Genomic DNA, 11,634 nt, shown 5'->3' with positions numbered 1-11,634 from the left:
CGTCGACACCGACACCCGCCGGCCCCTGCCGCCTCCGCCCGCGACCTCGGCGGCCCCGACCATGACCGCCGACCGGACCGTCGACCTGGACCGGGACGGAAAGCCGGACCGGACCGAGGCGCCGGTGGTCGCCGGCCCGAAGCCCCGGACCAGCCTGCTGGCCACCCTCGGCCTGGTCGTGTCGATCGTGGGCGCGGCTGCCGTCCTCACCGGCACTCTCGCCGGGTACGGCATCGCGCTCGGCGCGGTCGGCGCGGTCCTGTCGGTGCTCGGCCTCATCGCCACCCGCCGCCGGCACGTGGCCGGCACGACCGACGCCCTGATCGGCATGTCGGTCGGCCTCGCCGCCGTGGTGCTTGGCATCATCGCGATGACCGGCCAGTTCGGCTGGCCGACCACCGACGGCGACCAGGTGGCGCGGCTCCGCGAGTGGCTTGATTCACAGTTTGCCCGTCGCGTCTGACGGGCACTGTCCGGATGCCGGTGGGGTGCCGGCGACGCCCGAGGCATCTGGTGGTTCACCAGCGGGCACATCCTCTTCCGGGGGCGGCGGTTCGCCGCCCCCGAAGTCATTCCCGGGCCGCTGCGACGAACTGCCCGGCGTCCGCCACCGTGGCCGGTGCGCCGCGGCCGGTGGCCCGCCACGCCCCGGGCATGGCACACACCGCCGAGCCCAGACCTGGCCCCCACCGCTCCTGCAACGGATCGCCGACGAAGCAAGCTCAGACGCAACGATTCGACGGCGTACGCAACTCTTGACGGTAGATGTCGTCGACAGCTCCGCATACCGTTGACCAACGGCGCCAGCCCGTCGGCCACGGTGGCCGGGCGCGCCCGAGCCCCAGGAGCAGGACATGACGATGGACGCCACCAGCCAGCGCTTCCTGATGTGCCGGCCGACGTACTTCGCCGTCGACTACGCGATCAACCCGTGGATGGACCCGGCCGCACCGGTCGACGCCGACCTCGCCGTACGGCAGTGGGAACGGCTCCGCCGGATCTACCTCGACCTGGGTCACACCGTCGAACTGATCGACCCGGTCCCCGGCCTGCCCGACATGGTCTTCGCCGCCAACGGCGGCACGGTGATCGACGGCAAGGCGATGGCGGTACAGTTCCGCGACCCGCAGCGCGCCGACGAGGCCCCCGCGTACCGGGCCTGGTTCGAAGCCGCCGGATTCGAGTTGTCCGACCCGAAGCACGTCAACGAGGGCGAGGGCGACGTCCTGCTGGCCGGCGACCACCTGCTCGCCGGCACCGGGTTCCGCACCGCGCACGCCGCGCACGCCCAGCTCCAGGAGGTCTTCGGCTATCCGGTGATCACCCTGCAACTGGTCGACCCGCGCTTCTACCACCTGGACACCGCACTCACCGTGCTCGACGAGCGGACCGTGGCGTACCTGCCGGAGGCGTTCTCCCCCGGCAGCCAGGCCGTGTTGCGCCGGCTCTTCCCCGACGCCGTCCACGCCACCATGGCCGACGCCGAGGTGCTGGGGCTCAACGCGGTCAGCGACGGCCGGCACGTGGTGCTGCCCGCGCAGGCCACCGGCCTGGCCGCGCAGCTGCGCAACCGGGGTTACCAGACCATCGGGATCGACCTGTCCGAGCTGCGCAAGGCCGGCGGCGGACCGAAGTGCTGCACGTTGCGACTCCGTCAGGGAAAGGCGAGCAAGTGATCGAGGACATGCTGCGGACCCCCGCCGCGGTACGGGACGCGGAGCGGCACACCGCGCACAACTACCACCCGCTGCCGGTGGTGATCTCCTCCGCCGAGGGCGCCTGGCTGACCGACGTGGACGGCCGCCGTTACCTGGACTGCCTGGCCGGCTACTCGGCGCTGAACTTCGGTCACCGGCATCCGAGGCTGATCCGCGCCGCGCACGAGCAGCTCGACCGGTTGACCCTCACCAGCCGGGCGTTCATCCACGACCAGTTCGCCGACTTCTGCCGGGAGCTGGCCGCGCTCTGCGGCAAGGACCTCGTCCTGCCGATGAACACCGGCGCCGAGGCGGTCGAGACCGGCATCAAGGTGGCCCGCAAGTGGGGCTACCAGGTCAAGGGCGTCGCTCCGGACCAGGCCACCATCGTGGTCGCCGAGGGCAACTTCCACGGCCGTACGACCACCATCGTCAGCTTCTCCACCGACGCCGACGCCCGCGCCGACTTCGGGCCGTACACCCCGGGCTTCACCGTCGTCCCGTACGGCGACCTGGTCGCGCTGGAGGCGGCGATCGACGAGAACACCGTCGCGGTGCTGCTGGAGCCGATCCAGGGTGAGCAGGGTGTGGTGGTGCCCCCGGAGGGCTACCTGCCGGGCGTACGCCGGGTCTGTACCGAGCGCAACGTGCTGTTCGTCGCCGACGAGATCCAGTCCGGGCTGGGCCGCACCGGCGTCACCTTCGCCTGCGAGCACGAGGGCGTCGTGCCGGACATGTACCTGCTGGGCAAGGCGCTCGGCGGGGGGATCGTGCCGGTCTCCGCGGTGGCCGCGGACGCGGACGTGCTGGGGGTGCTGAAGCCGGGCCAGCACGGCTCCACCTTCGGGGGCAACCCGCTGGCCTGCGCGGTCGCCACCGAGGTGGTGCGCCTGCTGGCCACCGGCGAGTTCCAGCGCCGCTCCGCCGAGCTGGGTGAGCGGCTGCGGGCCGGCCTGGCCGGGCTGATCGGCAGGGGCGTGGTCGCCGTCCGGGGTCGTGGCCTCTGGGCCGGGGTGGACATCGAGCCGACGCTGATGAGCGGCCGGGATGCCTGCGAGCGGCTGATGGAGCGGGGCGTCCTGGCCAAGGACACCCACGGCTCCACCATCCGCCTCGCCCCGCCATTGGTGATCACCGCCGAGGAGATCGACCACGCGGTGGCCCAGCTCGCCGCCGTGCTGGCCGGCTGACCAAGGCCACCGTCCAGACCGGCAGATCAAGATCATCACCCCATGGCGCTGATGGCGGTGTCCAGGCGCCTGGACACCGCCATCAGGCCGCAAACCGTGCCCGTCGGCGGCCCGGGCCGAGAGGCCGGCCCGGCCGGGCGGTGGGGTCAGGGGCGGGGCAGGCGCATGGCCATGGTGGGTGCCTCGGCCATGACCGAGGTGGGGGTGAACGAAGCACCGCTGGGCAGCGCCTCGGCCCGACCGATCTGCACGCCGGGGTAGAGCTCGACCATGTCGGCCCCGGCGAGCACCCGGGACTGCTTCGGCGCGAGCGGGACCCGCTCCGACTCGACCAACGAGCCGTTGGGGCGGATACCCGAGCCGTTGGTGCTCACGTCGGTCACGATGACCTCACCGACGCGCAGTTCCAGCCGGATGTGGCTACGGCTGATCCAGCGCCGCGCCTCGTCGTTCAGCCACTGACCGAGCATGACCGCACCGGTGCCCTCCGGGGCCCGGCCGACCAGCACCGGCTGCTCCTCGGTGAGCACGAAACGCCGACGGATCAGCCCGCCGATGCGTACCGCGAGCACCTCGCTGCGCGGACGTGGGCCGGCGTCGGAGAGCCGGGCACCGTGCCGCGGGCAGGTCGGCACGCCGTTGCGCAACGACGGTGGCGGCTGACCCGCGGGAGCGCCTTCCACCCGGGCCAGGTCGGCGAAGGCCCCGCCACCCCCGCCGCCGAAGAGCGCGCAGCCCGGCTCCGGGCAGCGCCACTGCCGGGCCAGCAGCTTCACACCCGTCGACGAACGGTCCCCGGCCACCGGCTTCGGGCCACCGCCGACGTGGGCCACGAGCTTCGGTCCGCCCGCGTCGGGCACCGGCGCGAGTACCCGGCCCGGCTGCTCCACCACCCAGGGGAACCGCCCGCGCAGACCGTCGAACCGGACCCGGCTGAGCACCGGCAGGCCGAGCAGGTCGGCCACCTCCAGCATCCGGTCGCCCGGGTTGTCGAGCACCTCGACCAGCCCGTCGTCGGCCCAGCGGCGGACCACCATGCGCTCGTTGGAGGTGAGGTCGGCGTCGGAGAGCAGTGCCCGGTGCACCACCGCGTAGACCGGGACGCTGTCCTCCTCCAACTGCCGGGCCAGCGTGTCGATGACCATGCCCAGCCGCAGCAGGCTGGCCGGCCGGCCACCGTCGAGGTCCTGGTAACGGATCACCTCGGCCAGGTCCAGCACCGCCCGGGCCAGCGACGGGTCGGTGCAGACCCGGCCCTCGATGGCGTCCAGCACCTTGCTGATCTCGAATCTCATCGAACGCTCCGGACGATGTCGTCGATCTGTCGTGCCAACTCCACGTCACGACGGGTCACCCCGCCCGCCGAGTGAGTCACGCAGTGGAAGGTCAGGGTCCGCCACCGGATGTCGATGTCGGGGTGGTGGTCGAGCCGCTCGGCGACCACCGCCACCCGGTCGACCACGGCGACCGCGTCGGGAAAGCTGCCCAGCTGCACGGTGCGGCTGATCCCGGTCGGGTCGCCCGACCACCCCGTCAGCCCGCCCAACTCTTTTCGCACCGCCTCGGCGGTGAGCAGGTCTGCCATACCCCGACCCTACCGGGACCGCCATCGGCTCCCGGCACGCCGCCCGCCACCACCGGCGACACCCCACGTCCAGCTCAGCTCATCCGGCTGACCACCGTACGCAGCCGGGCCAGGTCACGGCGGCGGCGCTCGTACGTGGCGGCCAGCGCGATCAACGCCAGGCCACCGGCCGCCAGGAAGATCCACCGGGGCAGCACATCCAAGCCGCGGGCCAGTTCGCGCAGGGCGAGCAGGGCGAGCGTGGCCCCGCCCAGCACCACCGGCGCCTGCCAGCGTCGGGTCGCCCCGGCCAGGACCACACCCAGCGCGGCGAGCCCGATCCCCAGCCGCCGCCACGGCTGCGGCTCCGGGGCGACCAGCACCGACACCAGACCCGGCAGCAGCCCGGCGGCGAGCCCGGGGCCGAGCGCCAGCCAACTGGTCAACCCCGACCGGGTACGCAGCGCCACCAGCCCCGCGCCGAGCGCCAGGCCGGCCGCCGGCAGGGTGTACGCCTCCAGCAGCACCACCCCGCCGGCCAACAGCAGCAGCCAGACGCCGAGCAGTTCACTGGCCCCGGCGATGCCCGCGAACACCCAACGTCGGGCGGGGGACTCACCGCGCCGCAGCACGCGCAGCCCCACCGCGACGCCCCACAGCACGCACACCACCGCGGCGTGCCGGTACCCGCCGCTGGTGAGCAGCAGCGCCACCAGTGCGACCGCCTGGGCGGCGGCCTCCAGCGCCTCGCCGGCCAGGGCCGCCCGCCGACCCAGCACCGGCGCGAGGAACAGCACCGACACGGCCACCGCGAGCACGGTGAACCCGGCGGTACGCAGCGGCAGCCCGGCGGCGAGCGGTGCGGTGACGGCGAACCCGGTGGCGGCGGCGACCGCCGCCACCCCGCCCAGCACCTGCACCTGCGGCCGTCGCGCGGCGGCGGCCACCACGGCGGCGGCGACCACGGTCAGCGCCAACCCGGTGAGCGTGCCCGCCGGGGTGGCGAACAGCCCGGCCAGCCCGGCGAGGGACCACAGCAGACCGACCGGCACCACGACCAGGCCGAGCAGGAGGTCCCGCCGGGCTCCGCCCGCACCGGAAGCAACGAGAGCGGCGACCAGCAGGGCGGCCAGGCCGGTGAGCAGCACCACGGCCGGCGCCGCCGGCCAGGGCGTACCCGCCGTCACCAGCAGCACCGGCAACGCCGCCGCCACGAACGGGAAGCCGACCAGCACCAGGGTGGCCCGGCCGACGCCCGCCCGGACAGCGGGCAGCAGGGCAACTCCCGCCAGCACCAGCAGGGTGAACAGCGCGGCCCATCCGCCGCCGACCGGCTCCGCCTCGGGTACGCCGGACCAGGGCCGCACCGGTTGGCCGTACGGAAGGAGGACCGCCGCCACGACGGGTGGCAGTACGGCCAGACCGGCGAGCACGGTCAGCGTGACGGCGACCACCCGACCCACCACCGCGGCCGGGGCAGGCCGACCGACGGCGACCAGCAGCAACGCGGCCAGCGCCGGATACGGGGCCAGCGGTTCGGCCGGTACGGCCAGCGGAGCCAAGGCGCACCCGCCGAGGGCCAGCGCCGACGCGGTCGAGGCGTACCCGTCGAGGTCCGGTCGGTGGCGGCGGACCGCGACGACCGCGAGGAGCGTCAGCGCGGCGGCTGCCGACGCGCCGCGTACCTGCCACACCGGCGTCGTCTCGGCGGTGGCGAGCGCGACGAGCGCCAGGATCGGCGTGGCGAGCAGGGCGGCGACCAGCCCGGCCCCGGCGACGGCGCGCTGCGCCGGGGTGCCGCGCCGGGACAGGGCCGCGGCGGCGAGCCCGGCGGGCAGCACGACCCCGAGCGCGGCAAGCGTCCCGGCCCGGGTCGCCAGGGCCACCAGCAGTCCGTGGCCGACCAGGGTGGCGGCGCCGGACGCCCCGGCCAGCACGGTCGGCACCCGGCGCGCCGGGCGGAGGACGGCCAGCAGCAGCGCCACCCCGGCGGCCAGGTCCACGGCGACGGTCACCGGCCACGGCGTGGCCGTGACGGCCGGCAACGCCAGCGCGGCCAGCGCCCCACCGACCAGCCCGACCGCCGGACCGGCCACCCGGGGCAGCAGCAGGAGAAACGCGGCGGCGACCAGTGCGACGGCGACCGGGAGCTGCCAGCCCCAGGGCAGCGCGGGCCCCGGCCCCGCGCCCCGCCACAGCGGCTGGGAGCGGGCCACCGCCTCGCCGGCGAGCGACACGGTGGTGAGCAGGCCGACCAGACCGACACCACCGGCGACCAGCAGCGCACCGACCCGGGCACCGGACCGCCGTGCCGCCGGCAACGCCCGGACCGCCCCGGCCAGCCCGGCGGCCACCAGGGCCGCCGCCACCAGCATCAGACCCGGACGCAGTTCGGCGACCGGGCGCAGCAGCGCGGCGGCCAGCACCGGCACCAGCAGGCCCGTGGCCACCGCCCGCAGCCCTCGCTGTCCCGAGGCCGTCGCCGCGACGCACGCGACGAGCGCCACCAGCAGCAGCGGCACCCCGGCGAGCAGCGGCTGGCCGGCGGCCCGCCCCCAGGCCAACGGGACGAGCGCGCAACCGGCGGCCAGCAGCATGGCGATGCCGGACCCAAGCCAGGCCAGCGCCCGGCCGGCCCGCACCGGGCCGGCCAGGCGCGGCCCGGCGACCGGTCCCCCGCCGGCCGCCGGGCCCCCGATCCGCGCCCCGGCCACGGAGTCTGCGTTCTCCCCGGCCACCCCCGTCGCAGCCGGGGCCGGCCCGGCGGCAACGCCCGGGCGCCGGCGCCCCAGGGCGACCGCCACCGCCAGGTCGAGCAGCGCCACCGCGAGCAGGACCAGGGTCCACCCGGCGGCCCCCGGCCGGGCCCCGGCGGCGGCCAACGGCAGCACCGGCTGCGCCACCAGCAGCGCCGCGAACCAGGGCCCGGTCAGCCCGCTGAGCCGGGCGTACCCGGCGGCGACCGCCGCGCTGGCCCCCCCGACCAGCGCGGCGTACCGGGCGCCCGGCCAGGCGGCCACGCCGAACAGATCGACCGCCCAGGCGGCGTACCCGTCGAGGACCACCAGCAGCAGGCCCACCGCGGCGAAGGTCTCCGCGGTGCCGCGCAGCCCTCGCCGGGCCGCGACCAGCGGCACGGCCAGCGCCAGGACGGTGACGGCGGCCAGGATCAGGGCCCGACCGGCGACCCCGACCGTCGCCCAGGCGACCGCGGTGAAGACCACCGCGGCGGTGCCGAGCAGCAACCCACCGAGGACGAACAGCACACCCTGCACCGTCCGGGTGGACGTCTCGGGCCGCCCGGGGACCGTGACCGGCGGCCGGGGCGGAACCGGGACGGTCGGCCCCCCGCCGACCGCCGGCCCCACCGGTGGAGCGGTCCGCGCGACCTCCGCACGCACCTGCGCCGCCAGCTCCGCCCGCCGCCGCCGCGCCGTCTCGAACCGGCCCGACACCTCCTGGTACGCGGCACGCGCCTGCGCCACCTCCGCGGCGAGCACGGCCAACTCCCGGTCCAACCGGATCACCTCGGCGGCCGGCGGGCACGGCGGCCGGCCGCAGCCGGCGCACCCACCGGCGAGATCGGCGGACGCGCCGCACGCCGGGCAGGGGTACACGGTGTTCTGCACCCGGTCATCCTCGGCGGCCGGGCGGGGTGACCGACAGAGTGCGCGTACCTAGACCGTGGTGTTCTCGCGGACCCAGGCCGCGTACGCCGGGTCGCCGCACTCCACCCGGCTCACCAGGATCTCCGGCACCTCGTACGGGTGCTCGGCGCGGACCCGGTCGACCAGCGCGGCCACCCGCTCGGGGGTCGTCTTGAACTGCACCGACCACTCGGTGCTGGTCTCCGTCGCGGCACGCCACCAGTAGGTGCTGTCGACCTGGCCACCGACCTGGGCGCAGGCGGCCAACCGGTCGGCGACCGCGGCGGCCGCCAGCCCGTCGGCCGCCGCGCGCGCGTCCACCACCGTCGTCACCACACAGATCTGCTCCACCAGCGCACCCTAGGTGACGCCGTCGCGGGTGGTGGCGATCCAGGCGTCGATCCGGCCCCACCAGTCGTAGAGCCAGTCGATGCGTTCCTGCCGGCCGGCGGGGATCTCCTCCGGCGGCACGGACCAGAAACGCATCACGATCCGCTTGTCCATCGGCAGTTCCCGCCACACGTCGGCGACGGTGAGCATCCGGTCCAGCCCGGTGTGCGCCACGAAGACGACACCGGCGGTCGGAGCGGCGTCCAGGGCGGCGAGCAGCCCACCCGGCTGCGGGGCGAGGACGTGCTGCAACTCTTCGGCACGCAGCGCCATCTTCTCCAGGCCGAGCGCGCGCAGCCGGGCGATCGCCCGAAGCCGGCGGTGGGGGGTGAAGTTGCCGCCCTCCGGGAAGATCACGAAGGCGTCGTCGTCGTCCAGGCCGGTGGCGAGGTGGCCGACCTGTCGGACCACCGAGTCACGGCCGTCCGGCCCGGGTGCGATGAACCGGTTCGGCAGCCGGTTGAGCAGCACGTCGATCGCCGGATCCCACTGCAGGCTCGCCTTGAGCACGATCCGCGGCTCGCGGTGGAACCAGTTGACCAGGGCGTGGATCAGGATGAACGAGTCACCGGGGCCGGCGTGCCGGCAGACCACCAGCTCGGGGCGGCCGGGCAGGGCGGTGTCCGGGTCGGTGCCGACCACGTCGATGCGCAGCCGCAGTGTCCACCGGGCCTGCCAGAACAGCACCCGCAGGAAACAACCGGCGAGCAGGTAGTGGGCGCGCTGGAGGGCCGGCGAGCGTTTCCGCAGCCCGAACCCGGAGGCCAGCCAGAGCACGAAGAGCGCGACCAGCGCCGCCGCGTCCCAGACCAGATACACGGCGCCGATCCAGAGCAGCCGCAGCGGACGCAGCCGGCCGGGGACGAACGGCGAGACGGCCAGGCCGAGCAGAGCCCAGACCGGCACCGTGGTGACCATCAGCACCGCGAGCAGCACCACGCCGGGGGCCAGCACCAGCCGGCGGATCCACCTCGGCGGCAGCGGCATCAACGCTCCAGGCTGGCCAGGTAGTGCCGGGAGGCGGTGTACGCGCGACTGATCCGCCGCCCCACGGCCGCCAGGTCCCGGTACGCCCACGGACTGTCGTCCCGGGGCTCCAGCCCACCGGTCGGCAGCACGTGCACCTCCACCCCGTCGGGCAGCGCCGCCAACTCCCGGGCGAACCGGTGCCGCCGGGCGATCTCGAAGGCGACCTGCGCGATCTCCCAGGGCCGCCGGGGAGGGGTCAGCTCCCGTTCGATCCGCCCCACCTGCAGGACGAAGATCCGCTGGGCGCCGACCGCCACGGCCTCCCCGATCGGGATGGAGTTGACGATCCCACCGTCGACGTAGTGCTGGTCGTCGATCCGGATCGGGGGCAGCAACCCCGGCACCGACGCGGACGCGAGCACGGCCGGCACCACGGGCCCGGAATGGAACCAGTGCTCGGCGGCCCGCTCGATGCTGGCGGCGCAGCAACGGAACGGCACCTTCAGGTCGGCGAAGGTGGTCTCCGCGCCCAGCTCGCTCTCCAGCAACTTGCGCAGCGGACGGGGCGAGTGCAGGTGGGTACGGGCGGCGAAGCGGCGCAACTGCCGGGCCACCGAGTCGCCGTACACCTCGCTGGCCTCCGGCGAGGCCCAGAGGCGGACCAGCCGGTCGGTGACGGCCTCGGACGGCTCGGCGGCGACCAGCGCGCCGTTGACCGCGCCGATGGAGGTGCCCAACACGACGTCGGGACGGATCCGGGCACGGAACAGGGCGCGCAGCATGCCCACCTCGACCGCGCCGAGCACTCCCCCGCCGCCGAGCACGAACGCCACCGGACCACCACCCATGCCGTTCATCCTGGCACGCGTCCGCCGCCCACCCGTCGCAGCCGCTGCCCGTCGCAGTGGGCGAACCACTGGGCGCAGCGGGTCACCGGAAAAGCGGACGGCCGTTGACAGGGGGGACACCTTCCCGCAACCTGGTACCGCCCCCATCCCGAGGCAGGTGCGATCACTGATGGCAGCGCTGCAACCCGGCCGGTTGCTGGCCCGCCGGTACCGACTCCTCGACCAGATCGGGGCCGGCGGCATGTCGGTCATCTGGCGGGCCCGCGACGAGGTCCTCAACCGTGTGGTGGCGGTCAAGGTGCTCGCTCCCTCGCTGGCCGCGAACGCCCGCTTCCGGGACATGGTGCGCGAGGAGGCCCGCTCCGCCGCCCAACTGGTCCACCCGCACGTCACCTCGGTGCACGACTACGGCGAGACGCTCGCCCCGGACGGCCAGATCACCTCGTTCGTGGTGATGGAGCTGCTCGAAGGGGAGGAGTTGGAGGACCGGCTCAGCGAGGGCCCGCTGCCCTGGCAGATGGCGGTGGAGGTGGGCATCCAGGTGGCCGAGGCGCTCGCCGCCGCGCACCGGTTGGGCATTGTGCACCGGGACATCACCCCGGCCAACGTGATGATGACCAAGGTCGGCGCGAAGGTGCTCGACTTCGGCATCGCCACCCAGGTCGGCGCACCGGACGAGGACGAGGACGGCGGCACCTTCGGCACCCCGGCGTACGTGGCACCGGAACGGTTGGACGGGGCACCGGCCCAGCCGGCCACTGACGTCTACTCGCTGGGTGTGCTGCTCTACGAAACCCTGACCGGGCAGGTGCCGTACCCGGCGGACACCTGGGAGGAGTTGGCCGCCGCGCTGCAGGATCAGCGGATGCCCTCACTGGACGGCGTACCGGGGCTCCCCCCGGAGGTGGCGCACACCTGTCTGCGCTGCCTGGCCCGGGATCCGCAGGAACGCCCCAGCGCCTACCAGGTCGCCGCGGCGCTGCGCGAGCAGACGCTCCCCGCCGCGGCGGCGGCCAGCATGTTCGCTTCGACGGTGGCCCTGCCCACGGTCGGCGCCGCCCCGGCGTCCGCTGAGGTGCGCGCCGCGGTCCGACCCGGACGTTCGGTGGCTCGTCGCCCGCTCGTGGCGGTCGGCGCGTTGGCCCTGGTCGTCGCGGCCGCGGCGCTGGTGGCCCCGACGCTGACCCCGCGGTCGCCGACGCTGCCGCCGGCAGCGGACGCTCCGGCTTCGGACACGCCGGTGGACCCGTCGCTGACCTACCCTCCGGTGCCCCAGCCGCCGGTGCTGCCCGACGACCCGATCACCATTCCCCCCGAGGAGCCGAAGCC

9 protein-coding genes and 1 pseudogene are annotated in these 11,634 nt (G+C 75.0%); 4 read left to right on the top strand and 6 right to left on the bottom strand.

Going from position 1 to position 11,634, the window contains the following annotated elements; genetic code table 11:
* From E1182_RS24960 to rocD, 3 genes and pseudogenes are all read left to right on the top strand, one after another.
* Positions 1 to 463: pseudogene (locus E1182_RS24960) on the top strand (thrombospondin); the annotation flags it as partial.
* A gap of 397 nt (positions 464 to 860) precedes the next feature.
* The gene (gene ddaH / locus E1182_RS24955) at positions 861 to 1,676 is read left to right on the top strand and encodes a dimethylargininase (protein ID WP_207921511.1); all 816 of its coding nucleotides are present in this window, start codon (positions 861 to 863) and stop codon (positions 1,674 to 1,676) included.
* On the top strand, positions 1,673 to 2,887 hold the full coding sequence (rocD, locus tag E1182_RS24950; RefSeq protein WP_207921510.1) for an ornithine--oxo-acid transaminase: 1,215 nt from the start codon (positions 1,673 to 1,675) through the stop codon (positions 2,885 to 2,887). The genes ddaH and rocD overlap by 4 nt, the downstream gene beginning before the upstream one ends.
* A gap of 146 nt (positions 2,888 to 3,033) precedes the next feature.
* Here the strand turns inward: rocD and E1182_RS24945 are convergent, their stop codons facing one another.
* From E1182_RS24945 to E1182_RS24925, 6 genes are all read right to left on the bottom strand, one after another.
* Positions 3,034 to 4,182, bottom strand: coding sequence for an FHA domain-containing protein (locus E1182_RS24945; protein ID WP_207921509.1), 1,149 nt, complete (start codon positions 4,180 to 4,182; stop codon positions 3,034 to 3,036).
* Complete coding sequence (locus tag E1182_RS31750) at positions 4,179 to 4,472, bottom strand: 4a-hydroxytetrahydrobiopterin dehydratase (protein WP_207921508.1); 294 nt, start codon at positions 4,470 to 4,472, stop codon at positions 4,179 to 4,181. The genes E1182_RS24945 and E1182_RS31750 overlap by 4 nt, the downstream gene beginning before the upstream one ends.
* A 74-nt stretch (positions 4,473 to 4,546) precedes the next feature.
* On the bottom strand, positions 4,547 to 8,080 hold the full coding sequence (locus E1182_RS24940) for an SCO7613 C-terminal domain-containing membrane protein (RefSeq protein ID WP_132269606.1): 3,534 nt from the start codon (positions 8,078 to 8,080) through the stop codon (positions 4,547 to 4,549).
* 48 nt (positions 8,081 to 8,128) lie between these two features.
* Complete coding sequence (gene cutA, locus E1182_RS24935; RefSeq protein WP_132269604.1) at positions 8,129 to 8,449, bottom strand: divalent-cation tolerance protein CutA; 321 nt, start codon at positions 8,447 to 8,449, stop codon at positions 8,129 to 8,131.
* Between the two features lie 9 nt (positions 8,450 to 8,458).
* A complete protein-coding gene (locus tag E1182_RS24930; RefSeq protein ID WP_132269602.1) occupies positions 8,459 to 9,475 on the bottom strand; it encodes a 1-acyl-sn-glycerol-3-phosphate acyltransferase in 1,017 nt (338 codons plus the stop codon).
* Positions 9,475 to 10,305 (bottom strand): patatin-like phospholipase family protein, encoded by an 831-nt coding sequence (locus E1182_RS24925; RefSeq protein ID WP_132269600.1) that lies wholly within the window; start codon positions 10,303 to 10,305, stop codon positions 9,475 to 9,477. Before E1182_RS24925 ends, E1182_RS24930 begins: the two co-directional genes overlap by 1 nt.
* Positions 10,306 to 10,474: 169 nt before the next feature.
* Here E1182_RS24925 and E1182_RS24920 point away from each other — a divergent pair.
* A partial coding sequence (locus E1182_RS24920) for a serine/threonine-protein kinase (RefSeq protein WP_132269598.1) occupies positions 10,475 to 11,634 on the top strand: 1,160 nt, incomplete at its 3' end.

The organism is Micromonospora sp. KC721 (assembly GCF_004348355.1).
Taxonomy (GTDB): Bacteria; Actinomycetota; Actinomycetes; order Mycobacteriales; family Micromonosporaceae; genus Micromonospora.
This window is presented reverse-complemented; position numbering and strand designations above follow the sequence as displayed.